We start from the raw sequence: 22851 nt of genomic DNA on the forward strand, positions 1-22851 counted from the left end.
TTATTGCCCGCTCAGCGCCCGCATTTCCGCATACAAATTCGCCTTGCCCTCGAAGCCGATGCCGACCAGGTCCGGCATGGTGATGTGGCCGTTTTCGACGCGCACGCCGTCGGGAAAGCCGCCGAACGGCTGGAATAAATCCGGATACGATTCATTGCCGCCCAGGCCCAGGCCCGCCGCGATATTCAAGGACATCTGGTGGCCGCCGTGCGGGATGCAGCGGCTGCGCGACCAGCCGTGCTGGTGCAGCATGTCCAGGGTGCGCAAATATTCCACCAGGCCGTAGCTGAGGGCGCAGTCGAACTGCAGCCAGTCGCGGTCGGCGCGCATGCCGCCGTAGCGGATCAGGTTGCGCGCATCCTGCATGGAAAACAGGTTTTCGCCCGTCGCCATGGGCTTGTCGTAATAGCTGCGCAAGGTCGCTTGCAGCTCGAAGTCGAGCGGATCGCCCGCCTCTTCATACCAGAACAGATCGTACTGGCGCAGCGCCTTGGCGTAGGCGATCGAGGTGTCGAGATCAAAACGGCCGTTGGCATCCACGCACAGCTTCTGCCCATCCTGCAGCACCTCCATGATGGCGTCAATGCGGCGCAAATCCTCGTCCAGCGAGGCGCCGCCGATCTTTTTCTTGACCACCGTGTAGCCGCGGTCGACATAGCTGCGCATCTCGTCCTGCAAGGCGGACAGGCTCTGGCCCGGGTAGTAATAGCCGCCCGCCGCATACACGAACACCTGTTTGTCGGGCACGCCCGTGCCGTGGCGCTCGGCCAGCAGCTGGAACAGCGGTTTGTTCTCGATCTTCGCCACGGCATCCCAGATGGCCATGTCGATGGTGCCGATGGCCACCGAGCGTTCGCCGTGGCCGCCCGGCTTTTCATTGGTGTACATGCAATCCCACACCTTGTGCGGATCGAGGTTGCTGCCGTCGTCCGTGACGAGGCTGGCGGGATCGGCATGGAGGATGCGGGGGATGAAGCGCTCGCGCATCAGCATGCCCTGGCCGTAGCGGCCGTTCGAATTGAAGCCGTAGCCGACGACGGGCTTGCCGTCGCGCATCACGTCGGTGACGACGGCCACCAGGCTCAAGGTCATCTTCGTGAAATCGATGTAGGCGTTGCGGATGGGGGAAGAGATGGGGATGGTCTTTTCGCGGATCTCGACGATTTTCATGCGGCTCTCCTGTGGATGAAAACAATGACGCCAGCTTACCGCGATACAAAGCCATATAATCGATCTCAATTTAAAGCATTATTCACTTGAAGTGAAAGATGAACCATGAAAACGGACGCCACCACGGAAATGGCCTTCTTTGTGCTGCTGGCCAAATTGGGCAGCCTGTCGGCCACGGCGCGCGAGCTGGGCATCACGCCGCCCGCCGTCAGCAAGCGATTGGTACTGATGGAGCAGCGCCTGGGCGTGCGTTTGCTCAACCGCAGCACGCGGCGCATCAGCCTGACGGGCGACGGCGAAAGCTATCTGCGGCAGGCGCGGCAGATCCTCGACGATATCCGCGCCATGGAGGAGTCGCTGGCCAGCGGCGGCGCGGAGCCGCGCGGACTGCTGCGCGTGAATGCCACCCTGGGCTTCGGGCGCACGGTGATCGCGCCCCTGCTGTCGCAATTCGCGCTGCGCCACCCGCAGCTGGAAGTGCAGCTGCAGCTGACGGACAGCCCCATCAACCTGGTCGAGCAGGCGTACGACCTGGGCATCCGTTTCGGCGACTTGCCCGACACGCGGCTGTCGGCGCGGCGCATCATGTCGAACCGGCGCTTCCTGTGCGCCTCACCCGCCTACCTGCAGGCGCACGGCACGCCGCGGACACCGGACGACCTGGCGCAGCACCGCTGCATCGTGCACCGGCAGAACGACGACGCTTACGGCATCTGGCGTTTGAGCCGTGGCCGCGCCAGCCACACGGTAAAGGTGCGCGGCACGGTGGCCAGCAACGATGGCGACGTGGTGCTGGGCTGGGCGCTGGACGGGCACGGCATCCTGCTGCGTTCGGAATGGGACCTGGCGCGCTACCTCGACAGCGGCCGCCTGCGCGTGGTGCTGGCCGACTATACGCTGGCGCCGGCCGACCTGTACGCCTACTACCCGAGCCGCCACCAGCTGCCCGCCAAAGTGCGCGCTTTTATCAATTTTCTCATCCAGCAATTGCAGCCGGAAGCGGCCACAGCGGCAGAATCGGGTTAAACTATAATATTGCGATATGGCAATATTATGAAGGAGTAGGTTTTGCTAGTCATACTCGGATTTCTCGTCGTGCTGTTTTCCGTCTTCGGCGGCTTCGCCATGCAGGGGGGACACTTGGGCGCCCTGTTCCAGCCGCTGGAACTGCTGATGATCGGCGGCGCCGCGCTGGGCACCTTCTTTGTCGGCAATGACGCCAAGGCCATCCGCGCCACGTTCGCCGCCCTGCCCACCCTGTTCCACGGCTCGCAATACACGAAGGCGCGCTACATGGAACTGATGGGGCTGATGTATGAAATCCTCAGCAAGATCCGCAAGGAAGGCTTGATGTCGGTCGAGGACGATATCGACGACCCCTACCGCAGCGCCATCTTCGTGAAGTACCCGTACACGCTCGGTGACGAGCACATCCTGGAATTCATCACCGATTATCTGCGCCTGATGGTGTCGGGCAATATGGACGCCTACCAGATCGAAAATCTGATGGATAACGAGATCGAGACGCACCATGAAGACGCGGAAATGCCGATCCAGACGATTTCGCAGCTGGCCGACGCCATGCCGGCCTTCGGCATCGTGGCCGCCGTGATGGGCGTGGTGCACACGATGGCCTCCGTCGGCTTGCCGCCGGCCGAGCTGGGCGTGCTGATCGCACAGGCGCTGGTGGGCACCTTCATCGGCATTTTGCTGGCCTACGGCTTCATCGCGCCGCTGGCGAGCTTGCTGCGCCGCAAGCACCATGAAACGGCGAAGATGTACCAGTGCGTGAAAGTGACGTTATTGGCCAGCCTGAATGGCTACGCGCCGGCGCTGGCCGTGGAATTCGGCCGCAAGGTCATTTCCGCCACGGAACGCCCCTCGTTCAGCGAACTGGAAAACCACGTGCGCCAGGTGCGCACGAAGAACTGATCCCGCCTGCCTGCTTACCCCGCGCGTCAGGCTTGCGGCGCCGTCCAGACCAGGTTCCACAGGTGGCCGTCGATATCCTCGAAGCCCTGGTCATACATGAAGCCATGGTCTTCGGGCGGATGCGGTATGCGGCCGCCAGCGGCGGCGGCCTTGGCGATCAGGCTGTCCACCTCTTCCCGGCTTTCGCAACTGAGGCAAATGACGACTTCATTGGCTTGCCGGGCATCCGCGAGCGGCTTGTCGATCAGGGACCGGAAGAACGGTTCGGTCGTCAGCATGGCCTCGATGCTGCCTTCGACGATGTTCATGAACGCCGCGTTCTCGCCGCTGAAGCGGGAATTGAAGGTGAAGCCGAGCGCGGAAAAGAAGGCCCTGGATTTATCCAGTTCCTTCACGGGCAGGTTGAGGATGATCTGTTTGTTCATGGCGATTCCTTGCTTCCTTGGTGAAGGTGGGATGGGCAAGCGGTGCGCCTTCCCTGCGACGGGTGACGGCATACCAAATTGACACGCTTACGAAAAAATCGTTCCTCCAGAATATCAATAAATACTGAAGAAAGGCGCGGACTATGCTCAGGACTTGCCCTCGATGCTGGCGGCGGCTCGGGCGCGGGCCAGGCTTGAGCACGCGCCAGCCACCGCGCGCAGGCGTTCTTCCAGGTAGGCGCTCACGCGCGGATGCTGGCTGAAGGCGACGTTGAAGCGGATGTGCTGATCGGGCGTGTCGTTGGCCGAAAACGCGGCGCCGCGCATCAGCAGGATCTTGTTGCGGTAGGCATCCTGCACCAGCAAGTCCACGTCCAGCCCTTCGGGCATGCTGCCCCACAGGAAAATGCCTGCGTCGCCGGGCTGCTCGAACAGCACGCCGGCCGTGCTCAGCTGACGCGTGCTGGCGTTGCGCGCCACCATGATCTTGCGTTGCAGCCGCTCCAGGTGCTTGCGCAGATTGCCGGCCTTGAGCACTTCCAGCAGCACGTATTCGTTCAGCGCAGGCAAGGTCATGATGGAATGGATCTTGGTGCGCATCAAGGGCTTGAGCAGGGAAGGCGCCGCGGCCAGGTAGCCCATGCGCAGGGCCGGGCTCAGCGCCTTGCACAGGCTCGAGTAGTAGATCACGCCGTCCAGTCCGGACAGCGACGCCAGCCGCGTGCTGTGGCCCGGCTGGAAATGGCCGTGCACGTCGTCTTCGGCGATCAGGAAGCCGTACTGCTGCGCCATGATCAGCACCTTGTGCAGGTTGGCGGCGCTGCTGCTCCACCCGGTGGGATTGTGCAAGGCCGTCTGCATGAACAGCAGGCGCGGACGGTGCGTGCGGCAAGCCGCTTCCAGCTCGTCCAGATCGAGGCCATCGGGGCGGCGCCGGATGGGCACCAGGCGCACGCCGTCCTGGCGCAGCCTGCCGAACATCAGGAAGTATCCGGGGTCTTCCACCAGCACCGTATCGCCGGGCTGCAGGAACGTGCGGCAGATCAGATCGATGGCATGGGTGCCGCCGAACGTGGTGAGGATGTGGCTGGCGTCCGCCGCGATGCCGATGCCGCGCAACAGCAGCGCGATCTGCTCGCGCAGTTCGGCCAGCCCTTGCGGCGGGCAGCGCGAGGCCATGCCGGCCGCGCTGCGCGCCAGACCGCGTTGCACGGCGGCCGCCGGCAGCGCGTCCTGCAGCCAGGTGGGCGGCAAGGCGCCGCTGCTGGCCAGCAGCACGCCCGGCCGCTGGTCGTTCACTTGCTGGCTCAGCCAGACCGGCTCCTGCTCCTGTCCCGCTTCCAGCGCCACCTCGTCGGGAATGGCGCGGCCGGCGTCGGCCGGTGCGCAGACGAAGAAGCCTGTCGTGCCGTGCGTATCGATGACGCCTGCAGCCACCAGCCGGTCATACGCGACCACCACGGTGTTGGTGCTCACCGCAAGCTGCGTGGCGAGCTGGCGGATCGACGGCAGCCTGGTCCCGCCAGGCAGCACGCGCTGCGCGATCTGCTGGCGCAGTGCGGCCTCGATCTGCTTGAACAGGGGAATGGGTGAGGAGCGGTCGATGGCGAACATGGCGCAAGTCTAGCGTAAAAACGTCAGGGCGAGGACCAGCAGGATGGCGCCCATCGCCAGATTGAAGATGCGCTGGTTGCGCGGTGCTTTCAGCACGCTGCGGATCGACACGCCGAACAGCGCCCACATGGCGTTGCACGGCATGCCCACCACGGTGCCGGTCACGGACACCAGCAGCGCGCTGGCGAGCATGTTGCCGTGCGCCGGCATGAAGACCGACGCCATGGTGATCGCCTTGAGCCAGCTCTTGGGGTTCAGCGCCTGAAACAGCGCCGCCTGCGCAAACGACACGGCCTTCGGTGCGCTGCTTCCCGCCACCGAGGCGCCGGCCAGCTTCCACGCCAAAAACACCAGATACAGCGCGCCCGCGATCCGCAGTAGCTGCTGCGCCATCGGATACGCGACGAACACGCTGCCCAATCCCACGCACATGAGCATGGTCTGCACAAAGATGCCGGCCTGGATGCCGAGGATCACCGGCAGCGCCCCCCGATAGCCGAAATTGGCGCCGGTGGTGGCCAGCATGACGTTGTTGGGCCCGGGGGTGGCGGACATCACAAAGCAATAGCTCATCAGGGGTAAGAGTTCGGTCATGGCAGGCAGTCGCAGCGTGGAGAAGGCCCCAGTCTAGAAGCGCGGCACGGCGGCGACAAGGCACAAGGCGGCGTGTACAGGCACATGCTGTATCAGCCGGACGACTGCTACAGCGGCGATACGAAAGTCAGGATTTTTGCGGCAACATCAGGCCGCTTTGAAACGCCAGCTTGATGTCGCTTTCGTTCGAGTAGGCAGAAGATGCCCACACCTCGCCTGCTTGAAGCCTGGTGAATGTCTGGATGATATTGCGCCGCCATGGGGATGGCCTGGAAGAAAAGTATCCAGTGAAAAAACGCTGCGCCTGTTCCTGCGTCCCGAAGCACAACAGGAATGACAAAGGGGTAGACGATGGATCGCAAATGGCGGGAAAACCGCCCCCATGCGACGCAAGATGTTCAAGCGCCCGCGGACGATCGGCGAACAAGGAGAACAGCGGCAGCGCGCGTTCGGCAAGCAAGTGGCACATCTGCTCAATCGAGGAACGCGCCGTCGAACCCGCCACCTGCCAGATCATGGCGCTGGCATCTTTTTCGGATCGAAGCAGGCCGCCGAACAGAACGGCGCCATCGTAACCAGCTCCGCCGCCCTTCTCCGCAAGCCACTTCTTGAGGGCCTTGCTGGCGATGGAAAGGTCGACCTTCATGCGGACATCGCTGCGGGAATTATAGCGCTCGGGCTCGAACGACACCTCGAAAACGGTGTCCTTATCGGCAGCCACCTTCTTCCAAACGGTTCCTGCCTTGTTGGGCTTAAAGCCATGGGGCGCGAGAAATTTCCCCACTTCCTGGCAAGCGTGAAGAAACTGGGCTTTTGGATCGCCATGACGGTTGACGGGATCGGCCGACCACGCTTGCCATTGGCTGTAGCGCTGGTCGAGGATGGGTTTCAGTTGATCGAATTTCTCCCAGGTATTCTCGACGTGATAGACGCTCGGATACTCAAAGCCGTGCGCGGCGGCGTGACGGTTGAACACGTCGCAATAGTCTTGCAGAAAACTGCCATGCTGTCGGGCAAATGCCGACTTTGCGTCGTAATAGTCAACGGCGAAAGCATTGCCCTGATCGTTGAGATCTTCTTCCCATAGTTTGCCATCGCAAGCATCAATCAGAAATTGTAGTCCGGTAATTTCCCGACTGAGCAGGCGCCTTAACTCCCCGGCGGAATCCGTGCGGTGGAAATTGCTCGCCATGTCCTGGTGAACCAGCCAGGCCAGGAACATGCCGATATGGATGCCGCCATGCTCTTCCGGCAAATCATCGGGATATTTTCCACCAGAATGCCAATCAATCCTGTCATATGCCATTGTGCAAACCTATAAGAATATCGAAATAATCACCTTGAGCGACTCCAGCATCATGACCAGCGTGCTTGCCAACGGCCTGACCTGGATGGCCATTCAGGGACCCGGCGCCGTCTCCTCCGGGCAGCTGACCTCGTCCTCTGGCGTATACAAGGTCATCGGTACGCGCTGGCCGTCGACTTCCAGCTCGCGCACTTTCGGCGGCACCAGCTGGAACTCGCCCGCCTGCAGTTTTTCGCGCAGGGGCTTGCAGCGCAGGGCGTCCGTGGGGATTTGCCCGCGCGCGGTCCAGCTGCCGTCGTCCTTCTCCGCCAGCAAGACGGAAGAGGCGCGCGGGTCGTTGCTGATAAGTAATACTTCCTGCTTGCCGTCGCCATCGAAATCGAGCAGGTAGGCGTCGCACTGGGGCCCTGCCCGCTTCAGGCAGGCGGGCAGGCGCCAAGCCGGGCTCACTTGCGTCCAGTCCTGGCGCAGGAAACTCTGCGGCAGCTTGGCCGTGGCCGGGCGCAGGGTCAGGTTGATCGACACGTCGCTCAGCGCGCCCGTCTCGTCGAGACGGTTCTGGCGCTTGAGCATGGCCTCGGCGCGCGCCCGCACGATGGCGGCATCCGGGCCCGTCGTGCGCGTCTTGAGTTCCTGCAAGGCGGCCTGGCCGTAGCGGGCGCCCTGGAAGCGCAGGTATTCGAAATCGAATTTGTCCACGCCAACCTTGCCGCTTTCCAAGCGCGCCATCTGGCTGGCCACGGAAATGCGCGCCGGGTCGGCCAGCGGCGAGAACAGGGCGAACAGCACCAGCAGGGTAACAAAGGCGGTCGCCACGTTGACGTTGGCGATCAGGTGCAGCCAGTCGCCGTACTTGCTGGCCGCCCAGGCATAGCCGGCGGCGTAGCAGGTGGCGATCAGCAGGCAGGCGGCGGCGATCAGGCGGTCGGAGGTCCAGCCATGCGACATCACGCGCAGGGTCAGCGCATAGATGGCGATGCCCACCACCCACGGCAGCAGCAAACATGCCAGGCGCGTGCCCAGGCGGATCCCGCGCGCCACGCCATGGCCCACTTCGCCATTCTGGAAGGCGGCATTGATCAGCACCACCAGCACGCCGGCCATGCCCAGCAACACGGACGCCGCATGGCGCGTGGCCCACAGGCGCTCGAAGCCGATGAATGGCAAGGTCAGCAGGAAGCCGGAGACGAGCACGGCGGCAATCGGCACCAGCCACGACAGCAGCACCAGCAGCAAGGTGCGGATGCCGCGCACGATGGATGGGCGCACGTCCGTGATATGGATGGCGAACGAGAACGCGAAGCAGATGACGGGAATCACGAACCAGGCCTGGCCCAGCAGCTTTTTCAGGAAACTGAGCTTAATCAGCAGAAACAGCTGCCCGCCCAGCCACAGCACCAGCCACAGGCCCAGCACGAACAGCAGGGAGAACAGCAACTGGATGCCCAGCTTCCAGGCGATTTCAAAGTAGGTCGGATAGCGGGCGATGCGCTGGCCATCCTGGGCGCTGGCCAGCACCAGCGCGTGGGCGATATACAAGCCGACGACGCAAAAACCGAACAGCTGGGCGGAAATGACGCGCAGGGGCGCGCCCGGCTTGTAATTGCCCCAGATCACGTGTTCAGCGCCGCGCGCCACATCATGCCAGGCCAGCACGGCCAGCACGACAGCCGCGCCCGCCATCCACAGGGCGATGCGCTTCACCGACATATGGCCCAGGCTGGACACCAGCAGGATGGGCAGCAGCAAGCTGATCAGCATCAGCGGCCCCAGCAGGTAGGCTTCCGTGGCGGGCCACACCTTGTCCTGCGCCGTGCTGTACAGCCAGTACAGCAGCAAGCCTTGCAGCAGGCCCGTCACCAGGCGCGTTAACGCGATGCGCGGCGCCACCACCGGATCGAGCAACGCCATGTTTTTTCCTGCGGCATCCTGCTGCATAGTCATTCCTTTAATAGTCGTTTATTGCTGTAAAGCACGGCCATTATTGCATTTCGTTATATTCATCTCAACAGCGATTCGTGCGCGCGCCCTTCCCGCCCATCCCCGGCGCGGTGCAATGGCAGGCTTTGCGCGAGGCCCCAGGCCAGTTCCGGCACGAGGAACAGCCACAACAAAGGCTGGCCCGTCTCCAGCAAGGCCCACGCCATCCAGGTGGAAAACAGGTAGCGGGCCGCCGCGTCGTAGCGGCCCAAGCGCGGCTGCGGGTCAAGCACGCGCAGCACGGACCAGACCATCACCACGCTGCCAAACAAGCTGCTGATCAGCAGATGCAAGGGCTCGAAGAGAGGCAGCGGCGCGCCGCCCAGGCCCACATTGAGGACGTTCAAGTGCTCGCTCAGCAGCAAAAATGTCCACGGCGTGGTAAACGGGGCCGTCATGAGCACATCATAAATGGCGCTGGCGCGCACCACGCGGCGGAAGGCGGAAACGGACAACATGGGAACTCCTGTCAGTGGAAAGCGCCCATGATCGAGGCTGGAGTACACTCCAGGGTCAAGCATTTTATGAAAGAAAAGAACCATGCAGATCGGCGAAATGGCACAGGCGACGGGCTTGAGCCGCGATACCCTGCGCTTCTATGAAAAACGGGGCTTGCTGCGCGCGCGGCGCGGCGCGAATGGCTACCGCGACTACCCGCCCGAAGCGGCCGACTGGCTGCGCTACCTGCGCACCGCGCAGCAGCTGGGCTTTACCCTGGCGGAAATCGAGGCCGACATGCCGCTGCTGGCGGCCGCCGGCGATCCCGCCACGGCGGATCTGCTGCGCGCGGCGCTGGCGCGCAAGCTCGGTGAAATCGATGCGCGCATCGATGGACTGACGCAGTTGCGTGGCGAACTGGTGCGGCGTATGGGGGCGGCAGCGGCGGCGTGCCCGTTGCGCGGCGATGCCGGTGCGAATCCCTGAACTGCTGCCGTGGCTGTTCTTGCTGGGCGCGGGCAGCGCGCAAGACCCCTGACGTTAAAAAACCGCCTGTGCATGGCAGCAGGCGGTTTGATGTCGGGCAACCCCGGTTTACTTGGCAGCCTTGCGGCGGCGCAGGAAACCCATCAGGCCAAGGCCGGCCAGCAGCATGGCGTAGGTTTCCGGTTCCGGCACGGCGGCCATCACGGACACGTTGTCGATGACGGCGCCCGAGTAATTGTCGTATGACGTGCCGGCCTTGGCGGCACTGGCAAACGACAGGGTCGCCAGGCCGGTGGAAGCGGCAGTGAAGCTCAGGGTGTTGCTGTACAAGGTGTTGGACGCGGCAGCGGTCGAGTAGAAATTACCGGCCGCGCCACCGAAATTGACGCTCACGCCCTGGCCTGCGGGGCCGCCGGAATTGCGCGCCATGTCAAAGCTCAGATTGTAAGTCTGGCCGGCAACGACATTGAAATTTTGCGACAGGAAACCAGGACCAGGCGTGCCCAGCATATCGATGCTGTAGCCATCGATGGCGTTATACGCATTGCGGATCAGGTCGACGGAGCTGGCGCCCACGGTCCAGCCCGTAATGGCCGAGGAACCGCTGTTGACGACTTTAAAACCGCTGTCGAAGGTGTAGCCGGAAGCGACCGTGTCAAAATTGCCGTTCGTAATCAGGTTGACGGGACTGGCGCTGGCGGCACCTGCGGCAAACAGGGCGACAACTGCTGCGATGGTGGCGATTTTCATGATCTGATTTCCTTGCTTTATTGATATTAAAGTTTCCTTAAGTGAAATCATATCTCAGCCTTGATGAAAATCAAAGAACTTTACAGAAATATATTGAATGTAGATAATTTGCAACGCTTTTAGGCGCGCTGCGCCGTCAATCGAGTTCCTGCCGCGCTACCAGGATGCCGTCCGCATCGGCATAGATCCAGTCGCCCGGATGCACGGCCACGCCGCTGAGCTGCACGCGCACGTCGCGCTGGCCGGCGCCCGTCTTGTTGCTCTTGCGCGGATGCGTGGCCAGGGCGCGCACGCCGATCTGGCAGACATTGATTTCCTCGCTGTCGCGAATGCAGCCATCGACAACGATGCCGGCCCAGCCATTGCTTTCGGCCAGCACGCCCAGTTGACCGCCCACCAGCGCGCGGCGCAGGCTGCCGCCGCCATCGATGACCAGCACGTGGCCCTGGCCCGGCGTTTCCAGCGTGCTGCGCACGAGGGCGTTGTCCTCGAACACTTGCAAGGTGGTGGCGGGCCCGCTGAAACGCACGCGCTGGCCGAAAGCGCGGTACACGGGCGGCAGCACGGCCAAGGTGCCGTCGTCGAGCATGGCCGCATAGTCGTCGCACAGGTCGGTGGTGGCAAAGGTCATGGAGATTCCTTTCGTAGCAGATGGCAACGATTCTATGCCTTTTGCAGCGCGGCGGCACGTGTTTTGCCGCCCACTCCCACGGCCGTGGCAATCGCCAGCGCCTGGAACAGGCCGATAAACACGAACAACAGGGCCGGATGGTCGCCATCCATCAGCGCGCCAAAGAACAGCGGACCGACGGCCAGGCCGCTGTCGAGGCCCGAATACACGACGCCATACACGCGCCCGGTGGCATTCTTCGGCGCCGCGGCGCGTATCATCAGGTCACGCGACGGCCCCGCCACGCCCGAGGTCAAGCCGATGGCGCCCATCAGCACCACCGCGCCCCAGGCCGGCACGACGGCCATGGACAGCAGCACGGCCAGCAGCGCGGCGGCGGAAAAGGCGATCGCCACGTTGCGGTCCGGCTGCTTGCTGCGCGCGCCCACCACGCCGCCGGCCAGCATGCCCACGGCCGAGGCCAGCATATAGGCCGTGTAGGCGCTGGTGGCCAACGCCAGGCTCATGCCGTACAGCTTGACGAGGGCCACGCTGGCAAAGCTCTGAATGCCGCCCAGGGCGATGGCGGTAATGAAGAAGAAGGCAAAGCACATCCACACGGCAGGCAGGCGCAGGAAATCCAGGGTGCCTTCGCCGCCAGCCGGCTGACCCGCTGCGGCCTTCTTGACAGGCTCGGGGCGGATGGCATGACGGTTCAGGAACAGGATCAGCAGCACGCCGAACGGCAGCACGGCAGCGCATTGCAGCGCGATTCGCCAGTCATAATGGGTGGCGACATAGGTCATGAACAGCGGTGCCAGGGCCCAGCCGATGTTGCCGCTGATGCCATGCACGGAAAAGCCGTAGGCCACGCGGGCCGCCGAAACGCGCTGGTTGAGGATGGTATAGTCGGCCGGATGGAACACGCTGTTGCCCATGCCGGCCAGCATGGCGCCCAGCATCAGCGCGGCATAGCTGTGCGCGGTGGACAGGGCCAGCGCCGACACCCCCAGCAGAAAGACGCCGGAAAACAGCACGGCGCGGGCGCCGAAGCGATCGACGACAAAGCCGGCCAGCGCCTGCCCCACGCCCGAGATGATGAAAAACACCGTCATCAGCAGGCCCAGCTCCGCATACGACAGGTCGAATGCGGGTTTCAGCCAGACGAACAGGGCCGCGAGGATCAGATGGTAGAAGTGCGACACGCCATGCGCCAGCCCCACCAGGGCGATGACGCGCGCATCGCCGCGCAAGGTTGGAAGTTCGGATGCTGAGTTAGTTGTTATCATGTCATACCCTGTCTTATACTGGTGAAGCTCAAGTGTATGCAAAATATCATTGTCTGTTTTCCGACAGGATGACATAATTTATCGAATTAAGGCCAAGCTGATGGGTGTACCTATCCTCCACCATACCCGCATGTGTCCGCCGCGGGAAGCGCCCAGCGCGACCATCCCCGTGACGATGATCGCGCGCGACCTGCAACCCGATGAATTCTTGTTACCGCATACCCACCCCTGGGGCCAGGTCACGATGGCGCTCGAAGGCGTGCTGCGCATCACTGCCAACAACAGCAGCTGGGTGCTGCCGCCCATGCGCGCCATCTGGATCGCGCCCAACGTGGAGCATGCCGTCACGATACTGGAAAAAACCCGCTTGCGCCCCCTGTGCATCCACGCCGCACGCGCGCCGTTCGCGGGCCAGGATTGCAAGGTGCTGGAAGTGTCGAACCTGCTGCGCCAGCTGATCATGGCGCTGGAACAGCTGGATCCGGGCCAGGAACCGGCGCGCGAGGCCTTGCTGGCCGAACTGATCCTCGATGAATTGAAACGCTCGGCCACGCGCCCCATCCGCGTCCCCTTGCCCAGCGACAAGCGCCTGAAGACCCTGTGCGACAGCCTGATCGAGAAACCGGGTTTGAATCAGACCCTGGAACACTGGGCGCAGCTGGTCGGCGCCTCGGAACGCACTCTGGCGCGGCTGTTCGAACGCGAATTGGGCATGAGTTTTGGCCAGTGGCGCCAGCAGGTGCGCCTGGCGCACGCGGCGCCCCTGATCGCGCGCGGCGTGCCGCTGTCGCAGGTGGCCGAAGAACTGGGCTACGCCAGCCAGTCGGCCTTTTCCGCCATGTTCAAGAAAACCTTCGGCAGTTCGCCATCGGCCTTCTTTGCGCACGGCGAACGAATATAGCTAGCGCGTCGATATCGTGCTCAGGGCAAGGCGGTGCAACACCGCCATCGGCGCTTTAGCGGTGCGCCCTCAGGCCATGAAGTCGAAGAGGGAATTCTTGCCCGTATAGCCCGGCAAGGCCGAGTTCGTTCCCATCTGTTCCTGGGCCGAATAGGCTTTGATCAGCGCCTGCGCCTGGGCCGTCAGCGCCTTGGCCAGCACGGCTTTCTTGTTGGTCAGCGTGGTGATGTCCTTGCCGACCGTCTGCACTTCCTTGCGGATGATGCTCGTTTCACCTGTCAGCTCGCCGATCTTGCTGGAAAACTGGTCCGCCACGCCCTTGCCGTTATTCGTAAACAACTTGCTGACGGCATCCGGATCGGCCGCGATGGCGGCCTTGAGTTTTTTATCGTCGAGCACCAGTTCTCCGCTTTTGCCCAAGGTCACGCCAGCACTGCTGAGGATGGAGGCGGGCACGCCCGTGCTGGCCGTGCGCAGCACTTGCTCCATCTGCGAACGCACCTGACCCAGGGCCGTGTCGGATTTCAAGTCGCCCTGCTGCAGGCTTTGCAGCTTGCTGTTGAGTTCATTGTAAGCCGTGACGAAGCTGGCCACATTGGTCGCGATCTGGCTGCTGTCCTTGGCGATGACGAGATCGGTCGTGCCCTTTTTCTTCAATTCGATGGTGGCGCCCTCGACCGCCGTCGTCAAGGTATTCGTGGCGCTCTTGATCTCCTTGCCGTCGACGGTGAGCAGCGCATCCTGCGCGGCGGCCGTCTGCTGCAGGCCCTTGCCGGCGCCGGGTGCATAGCTGAGCAGGTTGCTGACGGCAGCGTCGCCGGACACGCTGATGCGCATGCTGCTGTCGGCGCCGCTCTTGCCATTGATGGCCAGCGAATAGCCATCGGCGCCCTTCACCACGCTGGCATCGACGCCCTGCTGCTTGAGCGCGGCGGCGATACCGTCAAGGCTATTGTTGCTGCTGTCTATCGTCAGCGAAATGACCTTGCCGCTGCCGGGCGTAAATTGCTTGCCGTCGGCCGTGCCCACTTCGATTTTGACCAGCGCCGGCGCCCCCGTGCCGATGGCCGCGCTCGACGATTTCTGCGCGCCGCTGAGCAGGGTCTGTCCCTGCGCGAGTTGCTTGACGTTCAGCTCATGGCTGCCGCTGACGGCCTTGTCGGTGGTGGTGGCGCTCAGCACATCCTTGGCGCTCGACGTGGCCGACGTGGCCAGGCCGCTGCCGGCCATGTTCTTGGCCACGGTCTGGAATTTTGCCAGCGCCGATTGCAGCTGGCCCAGGCCCGAGAATTTGGCCTGGTCGCGCGCCAGGCTGGCGTTGAGCTTGACGACGCCCGTGTTCTGCGACTGCATCTGGCGCTCCACCTTCGCATACACATCGGCCGAGATATTGCCCTGCGTCGTCTGCTGCGTGTTGTTGGTGTAAGCCCTGCTGTTGATGGTCGAATTAAACATGGTAGGCATTCCCGTCGGGTGTATGGTCATGGCACACGGTTCAGGTCTTGACCGTGCTGCGCTGGAAACGGACGGCAGGCGCGCGTGGCGCGGCAAGGTCCCTCTTCTGGTTGATAATTATGCAGTATTACCGGAATATCAAAACAGCGAACAGAACAGGTTTTTCCTGACTGCAAACCCATATGCACCATTTTAGCGCATTTCATTTGCAGCCGATCTTGTCTTGTTTCAGCGCATGAATCTCGAAATGGCGCTGCTGACAGCCATGTCCAGCTGCGGGAAAGTGAGTCCCACCTTGAAACCTGCACTGCTGAAAATGCAGTGCGAGACGGACACGCGCGCCTCAATGATGTGCGCCGCGCCATCGTAAAACAGCTCGAACAGCACCTTGCCCTGCTTGCCTGTCGGCAGCGGTTCCGCGATGACGGCCGTCATGCCGCCCGGCCCCACGTCAAGGGTGCGCGCCGCCACGGGGTCCGCGCCGTCCATCACCAACATTGCCTTGGCACGCAATATCTTGCGTGCGCCCTGCCTTTGCTCAACTAACACTATATTCCGCTTCTCTATTAATTCATTGTCGACGCGAACTCGCTACGCGAATTCATCGGACAAATATTATAGTTCCAAACGGAAACTTTGTTTGACTTACCTCAAGCTTGGCATTTAAACCATACCAACTCTTACTCCAGGTCGCGCAATTTATTGAACGCTTCGTCGATGCGCTCGACGCCGATGACCTTGAGGCCTTCGATGACTTGCTTCGGCAGGTTGGACTTGGGCACCACGGCCAGGGTAAAGCCCAGCTTGGCCGCTTCGCGCAAGCGTTCCTGGCCCCGCGGCGCGGGGCGGATTTCGCCGGCCAGTCCCACTTCGCCAAACACCACGAGCCCCCGCGGCAGGGGCTTGTTGCGCATCGACGAATTGATTGCCAACAACACGGCCAGGTCGGCCGCCGGTTCCGTGATTTTGACGCCGCCGACGGCGTTGATGAACACATCCTGGTCGAAGGCGGCGATGCCCGCATGGCGGTGCGCCACGGCCAGCAGCATGGCCAGGCGGTTCTGCTCCAGGCCGACGGACAGCCGGCGCGCATTCGGCAAGTGACTCGTGTCGACGAGGGCCTGGATTTCCACCAGCAGGGGGCGCGTGCCTTCCTGCGTCACCATCACGCACGAGCCAGGCACCTGGTTGTCGTGCTGCGACAGGAACAGCGCGGACGGGTTCGACACCCCTTTCAAGCCCTTTTCCGTCATGGCGAACACCCCCAGCTCATTGACGGCGCCGAAACGGTTCTTGATGGCGCGCACGAGGCGGAAACTGGAGTGGGCGTCGCCCTCGAAATACAGCACCGTGTCGACGATATGCTCGAGCACGCGGGGGCCGGCCAGCGCCCCCTCTTTCGTCACGTGGCCGACCAGAATGATCGTCACGCCCGTCTGCTTGGCCGCCCGCGTCAGCTGCGCCGCGCATTCGCGCACTTGCGCCACGGAACCGGGCGCCGAGCTGAGGGCGTCCGAATACACGGTCTGGATCGAGTCGATGACCACCACTTCCGGCTTCAGGTCGTTCAAGGTGGAGAGAATTTTTTCCAGCTGGATCTCCGCCTGCAATTTGAGTTCCTTGGCGTCGATGACGAGGCGCTTGGCGCGCAGGGCGATCTGCGCGCCCGATTCCTCGCCGCTGACGTACAGCACGCGCTTGTGGTGCGACATGTTCGCCAGCGCCTGCAACAGCAGGGTCGACTTGCCGATGCCGGGGTCGCCGCCGATCAGCACCACGCCGCCCGCCACCATGCCGCCGCCCAGCACGCGGTCGAATTCCTCGATGCCCGTGCCGAAGCGGGGCACGTCGATGGCGTCGATATCGTCGAGCGACAGCACGGGCGCCGTCTGCGCCAGCGACATGTGCTGCGGATTCGAATAGCGGTTGTTGCCGCCCGTCTCGGGCAGAGTTTCCACCATGGTATTCCACTGGTTGCACGAGGTGCATTGCCCCATCCATTTGTTGCTGATGGCGCCGCAATCGCTGCAGGTGTAGATGGTCTTGACTTTTGCCATGGTGTACTTTGCCCGGGTAAATGAAATAACTGGTTATATATACAGTATATACAAACCGCGCTTCCGCGTCACCCTACGCTTCGATCACCGGTACGCGCGGCGCCAGCGCGCACATGAGCTCGTAGCCGATGGTGCCGGCGGCCAGCGCCACCTCGTCGATCGGCATGCCCTGCCCCCACAAGGTGACGCTGCTGCCGACCTTGGCGCCCGGCACGTGGGTCAGGTCGACCATCAGCATGTCCATCGACACCCGGCCGATCAGCCCCGTGCGCACGCCGTCGACCAGCACGGGCGTGCCTTCGGGGGCGTGGCGCGGGTAGCCGTCCGCATAGCCGCAGGCCACCACGCCCACCTTGACGTTGCCGGCCGCTTGGTAGCGGCTGCCGTAGCCGACCACCTCGCCGGCGGCGATGTCCTGGATGCCGATAATGCTGCTGCGCAAGGTCATCGTGGGCAGCAAGCCGAACGCCTGCGCGGACGTGCCGCCCGGGGCGCCGCTGGGCGTGCCGCCATACAGCATGATGCCGGGACGCACCCAGTCGCTGTCCAGATGGTGCATCAACACGCCGGCCGAATTGCACAGGCTGCGCGGCAGCGGCGTACCGATGCTGGAGGCGCCCGCTTCAAAACGCAGCATCTGCTGTTCCAACGGCAAGCGCGTGGGACCCGCCTCGTCCGCATTGGCGAAATGCGTCATCAGGGTGATCGTGCCGATATGCGGCATGGCGCGCAGGCGCGCATACGCACCCGCCACGGCAGCCGGCGTGAAACCCAGGCGGTTCATGCCCGTATTCATTTTCAGGTGCACGTCGATGGCGTGCGGCAGGCGGGCCGCTGCCAGCATGACGATCTGTTCTTCGCAATGCACGCTGCCATTCAATCCATATTGCGCCATGACAGGCAAATCGCTGGCATCGAAAAAACCTTCCAGCAGCAAGATGGGTTTGGTCCAGCCCAGTTCGCGCAAGCGCACGGCGTAATCGACCTCGACCAGCGCCAGGCCATCGGCCTCGGCAAAGCCCCGCATGGCCCGTTCCAGCCCGTGACCATAGGCATTCGCCTTGACGACGGCCCATACCTTGGCGCCGCGGGCGCCGGCACGGGCGCGCGCCAGATTGTGTTGCATGGCATCGAGATGGATGGTGGCGATAAGGGGCCTGGGCATATGCGTCGTTCACGGCGGGTGGGAAAGCCGTATTTTACCGGATGGGCCGCAAGCGGGAGCCGCAAGCAGGTCCGCAGCGCGTCCGAGACCGGCGCCCAGGACACCATGTATAAAATGCTCACATATATGTGTATTTTTCTACGGCAGAAAAATTAAGCTTCGCTTAGGCAAGACTATGCAAAGCAGCCCCTGCCAAACTTGGGGTTTGCCGTTTTTTCGTGGTATAAAGCAAGCCAGATATGATTTCAGGCAATCCAGAATGAATCGTGGTTTTTATACCATCATGGCGGCGCAGTTCTTTTCCTCGCTGGCAGATAACGCCCTCTTTTTTGTCGCCGTCGATTTATTGGTGTCCATGAAATCCCCGGCGTGGATCACGCCGCTGCTCAAATTGTCGTTCGTGCTGTTTTACGTGCTGTTGGCCGCTTTTGTCGGCGCCTTCGCGGATGCTCTGCCGAAAGGCAAGGTCATGTTCATCGCCAACATGGTCAAGATCTTCGGCTGCGCCCTCGTCTTCTTCCACGTGCACCCGCTGCTGGCCTACGCCGTCGTCGGTTTCGGCGCGGCCGTGTACTCGCCCGCCAAGTACGGCATCCTGACGGAACTGCTGCCGCCGGAAAAGCTCGTGGCGGCGAATGGCTGGATCGAAGGCTTGACCGTCACTTCCATCATCCTCGGCACCGTCATGGGCGGCGCGCTCGTCAGCGGCCACGTGTCCGACATGCTGCTGTCGATCGACATTCCGCTGGTCGACACGGGCATCACCAGCAAGACGGAAGCGGCCTTGTGCGTCGTGGTGGGCATCTATGCGCTGGCGACCCTGGCCAACCTGAAGATTCCCGACACGGGCTGCGTGTATCCGCACCAGGAACGCAATCCTATCAAACTGATTACCGATTTTGCCAATTGCTATTCCATCTTGTGGAAAGACAAGCTGGGCCAGATCACACTGGCCGTGACGACCCTGTTCTGGGGCGCCGGCGCCACCTTGCAGCTGATCGTGCTGGAATGGGCCAAGCAGTCGCTGAACATGCCGTTCGACAAAGCGACCAGCCTGGTGGGCGTGGTCGCCATCGGCGTGGCCGCCGGCGCCGTGCTGTCGGCACGCTTCATTCCGCTGCGCAAATCGCTGACCGTCATTCCGCTCGGTATCGCCATGGGCGTGATCGTCATGATGATGACGCAAGTACATTCCGTATGGATCGCCTACCCGCTGCTGATCCTGATCGGCGCCCTGTCCGGCTTCTTCGTCGTGCCGATGAATGCCCTGCTGCAACATCGCGGCCACGTGCTGATGAGTGCAGGCCATTCCATCGCCGTGCAGAACTTCAATGAAAACCTGTCGATTCTCACCATGCTGGCCGTGTATTCGATCATGATCCGTTTGCACCTGCCGCTCAACATCATCATCACCCTGTTCGGCCTGTTTGTTGCCGGCACCATGTACGCCATCATGCGCAAGCACAAGCTGAACCAGGCTGAGCATGACAACTTGTCATTGATTGGCGAGCAGAAGCATTAACTTCCGGGGTCAGACCCGCCGGGTCTGACCCCAACATTACGCAGGTAGCGCACCCGCTATCCGCCGTGCGGCAGCCTGCTGCGTCCAGTCATGCGGCACGACAAAACCGCGCGTGCGCTCCACTTCCCAGCCTTCGATAGTATCCACGGTGGCGACCATCACCGGTTGCGCCAGATCAAACAACTGCGTGCGCAGGGCCTCCACGTCGAGCACGTCCACGTCGCGGCCCTTGAACGGCGCCAGCCATTGCAGGCGCGGCAGCACAACGTAGCGCTGCTCGGGCAGTTGGGCCGGCGTACACCAGAAACCGTGACCGTGTTCGGGGGAAATACCGTCCATGGCGGGCGTCACGCCTGCCGGATAAAACAGCCAGCCCTTGACCAGCGCCTGCGCCGCGCGCACGGGGTGCGCCAGCAGGGTTTGCGCGGCCGGATGGCGGGACAGGGCCAGTTGTTTGTCGAGAATCTTGCGCATCTTCAAGCCCAGGGTGTCGGCCAGGTTGGGGCCGATCAAATGGTTGAAGTCGCCGGGATCGGGCGCCCCTTCGAGCAGGTAGAACTTGGTGGCAAATTCCCAGTGCAGCAATTCACTCTCGTCACGCAGCAGAAAATCAAACTCGCCCACCGTGTCGTTGCGGTTGACCTGCACTTGCAAGCCATGCGCGGCCAGCAAGCCATGTTGCTCAAAATAAAAGGCCAGCAGCTTTTCAGCGTACAGGCCCAGGCGGGAATAGAATCGGGGCCCCAGCGCCGCATCGAGCGGTGACGGGTCATCCTGCAGCGCCCCCAGCCACGCCGCCACGGCAGGCGTGACGGGGGGCAAGCTGGCGATGCGCCCGCCCCAGTAGGGGCTGGCAGGATCGAGCAAGTCGGGCGAGTCGAGCAGCCAGGCCAGCGCACGCACGCGGGGGTGCGTCAAATGTCCCCAGCGGCGTTCGAAGCGGGCCTGGAAGGTAGAGACGGCCGTATCAACCACCGTGCGTGCTTTTCGCCAGGCACAGGTCGGCCCAGGCGCGCGCCTTGGCCTTGCCCGTCCCGTCCTGCAACAGTTGCTCTGGGTGGAAGGTGGCCACGACGGACGCACTGCCCAGCTGGCGCACCTTGCCCCGTACGGGTTTTTCGCCGGGATTGATGCCGGCGGCGGCCATCGAACCGAGGGTGACGATGGTGCGCGGCTGCAGCAGGGCCAGTTCGCGGTCAAAATACGGACGGCAGGCGGCCGACTCGGCCTCGGTGGGCAAGCGTTCCTGGCCCGTCTCGTCAAGCGGACGGCATTTCAGCAGGTGCGTGATGTACACGTCGCGCCCCGCGTCGACGTCGATGGCTTTCAACATATTGTCGAGCAACTTGCCCTGCTCGCCCGGCAAGGCGCGCCCTTCCCGTTCTTCCAGGCGCGAGGGGCTGCTGGCCAGCATCAGCCAATCGCCCTGGCGGTCGCCACGGCCCATGACGACGCCCTTGCGCGTCTTGCACAAGTCGCAGCGCGCGCACTTGGCGACGGCCGACGTCAAGCCTTCCCAGTCGAGGGCGGCGATGTCACTATCGCTCAGCTGTCTGGCAGGCGGCGGTGGCGGCGCATCGTCGAACCAGGCCGTGTCGTCGGGCGCGGCGGCAGGCACTGGCGTAGCGGCAACGACGACGGGCGCAGCAACCTCCACAGTGTCCACGACTGCCACCTCGGCCAGCATTTCGATCACAGGTGCCGGAACAGCGACGGTTGCGGCAACTTCGGCCACGGGTTCCGCCACGGCCACTTCCGCCTCCACGGCGGTCTCAGCGACGACGTCGACAGCCTCGGGTGCGGCGCCCTGGCGCAAGCGCCACAAGGGGCCGACGCCCATTTCATCGAGAAAAACGGCGCTGCGGCTCATAAGGTATAACGCATCACGATGGCGTCCTCACGTTGCGAGTTGCTAGCCGGGTAGTATCCCTTGCGCCGGCCTATCTGTTCAAATCCATAGCGCTGGTAAATATCGAGCGCGCGCGTATTCGACGGGCGCACCTCCAGCAGCATCGATTCCATGCCCAGCTGGCGCGCGCAGGCGCAGGACTGGTTCAGCAGGAAGCGGCCCAGCCCCTGGCCCTGGATGGCACCCTCGACGGCAACGTTGAGCAAGTGCGCCTCATCGACGACCAGCATCAGCAAGAAATAGCCAAGCAAGGTACCATCCACGTCGCGCAGCACCCAGGCCGGATAGCCGCTCTTGAGGGAATCGACAAAGTTGCCGTGCGTCCAGGGATGCGGGTAGACGCGCTGTTCCAGCGCCAGCACCTCCAACAGGTCTGCTTCCTGCATCGGCTGATAGTCGAGGCGCAGCAAGTCCCAGCCTGCCGCGCTGTCCTTGCCCGTCTCCATCATTGTGCCGACTCCGCAGCGGCCTTGGCGGCCTGCATGTCGAGGCGCTCGGCACTCGTGTAGGCGATCTTGTTGCGCAAATACAAAGGCTGCGCCTCGGCCGCCGTCACGCACTGGCCGGCCGCAAAGGCGATGCGCGCCAGCTGCGCCACTTGCACGGCGTGCGGCATGATGGCGGCATCGGCCGTGGCGGCGCACGGCAACGCGGCCAGCGCTTCGGCGTAGGCACCAAAGCCGTTGCCGCAGCCGGTCACGTCGCCCTGCGGCGCCACGCCGGCCGGCGCGCTCAAGGCCGGCGGCAGGACGGCTTGCAAGCCATCCTGGTAATCATATTGCGCCCAGTACACTTCGCCCATGCGGGCGTCGAGCACGGTCACGATGTGCTGTGCGCCATGCTGCTGGTGGCACGCGAGGGCCATGGCGTCGAGCGTGACGACGGGCACGACAGGCAGCTTGGCGCCATAGGCCAGGCCTTGGGCGATGCCGCAGGCCGTGCGCACGCCCGTAAACGAGCCGGGGCCTGAGCCGTAGGCGATGGCGTCGACGTCGGCCAGGGTCACGCCCGCTTCGGCCAGCAATTCCTGCACCATGGGCAAGATCGACTGGGAATGGGTGCGCACGCCCGACGAGGCGCGGGACAGGACGACATCGCCGCGCAACAAGGCGCAGGACGCGAGTTCGGACGATGTTTCAATGGCAAGCAGGGTGGGAAGTAAGGTAGACATAGCGTATTTTACCTTGCCAAGCCCGGGAGCGACATGCCGTGCAGGTCAACAACAGCCCACTTGCACAGCCTGCGCCC

23 protein-coding genes are annotated in these 22851 nt (G+C 63.1%); 5 read left to right on the forward strand and 18 right to left on the reverse strand.

Annotation, left to right across the window (positions count from 1 at the left end; all coding sequences use genetic code 11):
• Nucleotides 1-1170: a mandelate racemase/muconate lactonizing enzyme family protein gene (locus AC1RBA_RS06750; protein ID WP_492417335.1), complete on the reverse strand. Its 1170-nt coding sequence runs from the start codon at nucleotides 1168-1170 to the stop codon at nucleotides 1-3.
• 105 nt (nucleotides 1171-1275) lie between these two features.
• Between AC1RBA_RS06750 and AC1RBA_RS06755 the strand changes: the two genes are divergently transcribed.
• Both AC1RBA_RS06755 and motA read left to right on the forward strand, forming a co-directional pair.
• A complete protein-coding gene (locus AC1RBA_RS06755) occupies nucleotides 1276-2196 on the forward strand; it encodes a LysR family transcriptional regulator (RefSeq protein ID WP_070288687.1) in 921 nt (306 codons plus the stop codon).
• A 42-nt stretch (nucleotides 2197-2238) separates the two neighbouring features.
• On the forward strand, nucleotides 2239-3102 hold the full coding sequence (gene motA, locus AC1RBA_RS06760; protein ID WP_035820336.1) for a flagellar motor stator protein MotA: 864 nt from the start codon (nucleotides 2239-2241) through the stop codon (nucleotides 3100-3102).
• 26 nt (nucleotides 3103-3128) lie between these two features.
• On the opposite strand, the gene AC1RBA_RS06765 is transcribed toward motA, so the two are convergent.
• From AC1RBA_RS06765 to AC1RBA_RS06790, 6 genes are all read right to left on the reverse strand, one after another.
• Nucleotides 3129-3527, reverse strand: a complete 399-nt coding sequence (locus AC1RBA_RS06765) for a VOC family protein (RefSeq protein WP_070311425.1) — start codon at nucleotides 3525-3527, stop codon at nucleotides 3129-3131.
• A gap of 147 nt (nucleotides 3528-3674) precedes the next feature.
• A complete protein-coding gene (locus AC1RBA_RS06770) occupies nucleotides 3675-5141 on the reverse strand; it encodes an aminotransferase-like domain-containing protein (protein WP_409028250.1) in 1467 nt (488 codons plus the stop codon).
• Between the two features lie 9 nt (nucleotides 5142-5150).
• The gene (locus AC1RBA_RS06775; RefSeq protein ID WP_230505243.1) at nucleotides 5151-5735 is read right to left on the reverse strand and encodes a LysE family translocator; all 585 of its coding nucleotides are present in this window, start codon (nucleotides 5733-5735) and stop codon (nucleotides 5151-5153) included.
• A 127-nt stretch (nucleotides 5736-5862) separates the two neighbouring features.
• Nucleotides 5863-7041, reverse strand: coding sequence for a DUF7832 domain-containing protein (locus AC1RBA_RS06780; protein WP_070288691.1), 1179 nt, complete (start codon nucleotides 7039-7041; stop codon nucleotides 5863-5865).
• Between the two features lie 93 nt (nucleotides 7042-7134).
• Complete coding sequence (locus AC1RBA_RS06785) at nucleotides 7135-8952, reverse strand: DUF4153 domain-containing protein (RefSeq protein WP_492403104.1); 1818 nt, start codon at nucleotides 8950-8952, stop codon at nucleotides 7135-7137.
• Between the two features lie 89 nt (nucleotides 8953-9041).
• Nucleotides 9042-9479, reverse strand: a complete 438-nt coding sequence (locus AC1RBA_RS06790) for a hypothetical protein (RefSeq protein ID WP_492417336.1) — start codon at nucleotides 9477-9479, stop codon at nucleotides 9042-9044.
• Between the two features lie 82 nt (nucleotides 9480-9561).
• On the opposite strand from AC1RBA_RS06790, the gene AC1RBA_RS06795 reads away from it, so the two are divergent.
• Complete coding sequence (locus AC1RBA_RS06795; protein WP_070224176.1) at nucleotides 9562-9945, forward strand: MerR family transcriptional regulator; 384 nt, start codon at nucleotides 9562-9564, stop codon at nucleotides 9943-9945.
• 108 nt (nucleotides 9946-10053) lie between these two features.
• Here the strand turns inward: AC1RBA_RS06795 and AC1RBA_RS06800 are convergent, their stop codons facing one another.
• From AC1RBA_RS06800 to AC1RBA_RS06810, 3 genes are all read right to left on the reverse strand, one after another.
• Nucleotides 10054-10695 carry a choice-of-anchor C family protein gene (locus AC1RBA_RS06800; protein ID WP_492417337.1) on the reverse strand — a complete coding sequence of 214 codons (642 nt, stop codon included), beginning with the start codon at nucleotides 10693-10695 and terminating at the stop codon, nucleotides 10054-10056.
• Nucleotides 10696-10831: 136 nt separating this feature from the next.
• Nucleotides 10832-11326 carry a ribonuclease E activity regulator RraA gene (gene rraA / locus AC1RBA_RS06805; RefSeq protein WP_070223974.1) on the reverse strand — a complete coding sequence of 165 codons (495 nt, stop codon included), beginning with the start codon at nucleotides 11324-11326 and terminating at the stop codon, nucleotides 10832-10834.
• Nucleotides 11327-11358: 32 nt separating this feature from the next.
• Nucleotides 11359-12594: an MFS transporter gene (locus AC1RBA_RS06810; RefSeq protein ID WP_070223976.1), complete on the reverse strand. Its 1236-nt coding sequence runs from the start codon at nucleotides 12592-12594 to the stop codon at nucleotides 11359-11361.
• A gap of 100 nt (nucleotides 12595-12694) precedes the next feature.
• Between AC1RBA_RS06810 and AC1RBA_RS06815 the strand changes: the two genes are divergently transcribed.
• Nucleotides 12695-13495: an AraC family transcriptional regulator gene (locus tag AC1RBA_RS06815; protein ID WP_492417339.1), complete on the forward strand. Its 801-nt coding sequence runs from the start codon at nucleotides 12695-12697 to the stop codon at nucleotides 13493-13495.
• A gap of 69 nt (nucleotides 13496-13564) precedes the next feature.
• Here AC1RBA_RS06815 and fliD read toward each other — a convergent pair whose 3' ends face one another.
• From fliD to alr, 4 genes are all read right to left on the reverse strand, one after another.
• The gene (fliD, locus tag AC1RBA_RS06820) at nucleotides 13565-14950 is read right to left on the reverse strand and encodes a flagellar filament capping protein FliD (protein WP_070288697.1); all 1386 of its coding nucleotides are present in this window, start codon (nucleotides 14948-14950) and stop codon (nucleotides 13565-13567) included.
• A 228-nt stretch (nucleotides 14951-15178) separates the two neighbouring features.
• On the reverse strand, nucleotides 15179-15499 hold the full coding sequence (locus AC1RBA_RS06825) for a PilZ domain-containing protein (protein WP_071650264.1): 321 nt from the start codon (nucleotides 15497-15499) through the stop codon (nucleotides 15179-15181).
• 131 nt (nucleotides 15500-15630) lie between these two features.
• Nucleotides 15631-17007, reverse strand: coding sequence for a DNA repair protein RadA (gene radA / locus AC1RBA_RS06830; RefSeq protein WP_046683923.1), 1377 nt, complete (start codon nucleotides 17005-17007; stop codon nucleotides 15631-15633).
• Nucleotides 17008-17080: 73 nt separating this feature from the next.
• The gene (gene alr, locus AC1RBA_RS06835) at nucleotides 17081-18172 is read right to left on the reverse strand and encodes an alanine racemase (RefSeq protein ID WP_492417341.1); all 1092 of its coding nucleotides are present in this window, start codon (nucleotides 18170-18172) and stop codon (nucleotides 17081-17083) included.
• A 259-nt stretch (nucleotides 18173-18431) separates the two neighbouring features.
• Between alr and lplT the strand changes: the two genes are divergently transcribed.
• Nucleotides 18432-19694: a lysophospholipid transporter LplT gene (gene lplT / locus AC1RBA_RS06840; RefSeq protein WP_070288699.1), complete on the forward strand. Its 1263-nt coding sequence runs from the start codon at nucleotides 18432-18434 to the stop codon at nucleotides 19692-19694.
• A 36-nt stretch (nucleotides 19695-19730) separates the two neighbouring features.
• Here the strand turns inward: lplT and AC1RBA_RS06845 are convergent, their stop codons facing one another.
• From AC1RBA_RS06845 to tsaB, 4 genes are read right to left on the reverse strand one after another with little or no spacing between them, the layout of a single operon-like run.
• Nucleotides 19731-20669, reverse strand: coding sequence for a DUF1853 family protein (locus tag AC1RBA_RS06845; RefSeq protein ID WP_492417343.1), 939 nt, complete (start codon nucleotides 20667-20669; stop codon nucleotides 19731-19733).
• Entirely contained in the window at nucleotides 20662-21564 is a 903-nt protein-coding gene (locus AC1RBA_RS06850) for a uracil-DNA glycosylase (protein WP_492417344.1), read from the reverse strand. Before AC1RBA_RS06850 ends, AC1RBA_RS06845 begins: the two co-directional genes overlap by 8 nt.
• On the reverse strand, nucleotides 21561-22049 hold the full coding sequence (gene rimI, locus AC1RBA_RS06855; RefSeq protein WP_492418125.1) for a ribosomal protein S18-alanine N-acetyltransferase: 489 nt from the start codon (nucleotides 22047-22049) through the stop codon (nucleotides 21561-21563). Before rimI ends, AC1RBA_RS06850 begins: the two co-directional genes overlap by 4 nt.
• Entirely contained in the window at nucleotides 22049-22774 is a 726-nt protein-coding gene (gene tsaB, locus AC1RBA_RS06860) for a tRNA (adenosine(37)-N6)-threonylcarbamoyltransferase complex dimerization subunit type 1 TsaB (protein WP_492417346.1), read from the reverse strand. The genes rimI and tsaB overlap by 1 nt, the downstream gene beginning before the upstream one ends.
• Between the last annotated feature and the right edge of the window lie 77 nt (nucleotides 22775-22851).

This window comes from Janthinobacterium sp. GW823-FHT03B06 (assembly GCF_058796955.1).

Bases quoted from the DNA above. Each gene is read 5' to 3' on its own strand.
- AC1RBA_RS06775 (WP_230505243.1), bottom strand. From the start codon at position 5,735: ATGACCGAACTCTTACCCCTGATGAGCTATTGCTTTGTGATGTCCGCC.
- AC1RBA_RS06785 (WP_492403104.1), bottom strand. From the start codon at position 8,952: ATGGCGTTGCTCGATCCGGTGGTGGCGCCGCGCATCGCGTTAACGCGC.
- lplT (WP_070288699.1), top strand. From the start codon at position 18,432: ATGAATCGTGGTTTTTATACCATCATGGCGGCGCAGTTCTTTTCCTCG.
- AC1RBA_RS06770 (WP_409028250.1), bottom strand. From the start codon at position 5,141: ATGTTCGCCATCGACCGCTCCTCACCCATTCCCCTGTTCAAGCAGATC.
- AC1RBA_RS06795 (WP_070224176.1), top strand. From the start codon at position 9,562: ATGCAGATCGGCGAAATGGCACAGGCGACGGGCTTGAGCCGCGATACC.
- AC1RBA_RS06815 (WP_492417339.1), top strand. From the start codon at position 12,695: ATGGGTGTACCTATCCTCCACCATACCCGCATGTGTCCGCCGCGGGAA.
- AC1RBA_RS06780 (WP_070288691.1), bottom strand. From the start codon at position 7,041: ATGGCATATGACAGGATTGATTGGCATTCTGGTGGAAAATATCCCGAT.
- AC1RBA_RS06755 (WP_070288687.1), top strand. From the start codon at position 1,276: ATGAAAACGGACGCCACCACGGAAATGGCCTTCTTTGTGCTGCTGGCC.
- fliD (WP_070288697.1), bottom strand. From the start codon at position 14,950: ATGTTTAATTCGACCATCAACAGCAGGGCTTACACCAACAACACGCAG.
- AC1RBA_RS06750 (WP_492417335.1), bottom strand. From the start codon at position 1,170: ATGAAAATCGTCGAGATCCGCGAAAAGACCATCCCCATCTCTTCCCCC.
- AC1RBA_RS06790 (WP_492417336.1), bottom strand. From the start codon at position 9,479: ATGTTGTCCGTTTCCGCCTTCCGCCGCGTGGTGCGCGCCAGCGCCATT.
- AC1RBA_RS06850 (WP_492417344.1), bottom strand. From the start codon at position 21,564: ATGAGCCGCAGCGCCGTTTTTCTCGATGAAATGGGCGTCGGCCCCTTG.
- AC1RBA_RS06800 (WP_492417337.1), bottom strand. From the start codon at position 10,695: ATGAAAATCGCCACCATCGCAGCAGTTGTCGCCCTGTTTGCCGCAGGT.
- rraA (WP_070223974.1), bottom strand. From the start codon at position 11,326: ATGACCTTTGCCACCACCGACCTGTGCGACGACTATGCGGCCATGCTC.
- rimI (WP_492418125.1), bottom strand. From the start codon at position 22,049: ATGGAGACGGGCAAGGACAGCGCGGCAGGCTGGGACTTGCTGCGCCTC.
- alr (WP_492417341.1), bottom strand. From the start codon at position 18,172: ATGCCCAGGCCCCTTATCGCCACCATCCATCTCGATGCCATGCAACAC.
- AC1RBA_RS06810 (WP_070223976.1), bottom strand. From the start codon at position 12,594: ATGATAACAACTAACTCAGCATCCGAACTTCCAACCTTGCGCGGCGAT.
- radA (WP_046683923.1), bottom strand. From the start codon at position 17,007: ATGGCAAAAGTCAAGACCATCTACACCTGCAGCGATTGCGGCGCCATC.
- tsaB (WP_492417346.1), bottom strand. From the start codon at position 22,774: ATGTCTACCTTACTTCCCACCCTGCTTGCCATTGAAACATCGTCCGAA.
- AC1RBA_RS06765 (WP_070311425.1), bottom strand. From the start codon at position 3,527: ATGAACAAACAGATCATCCTCAACCTGCCCGTGAAGGAACTGGATAAA.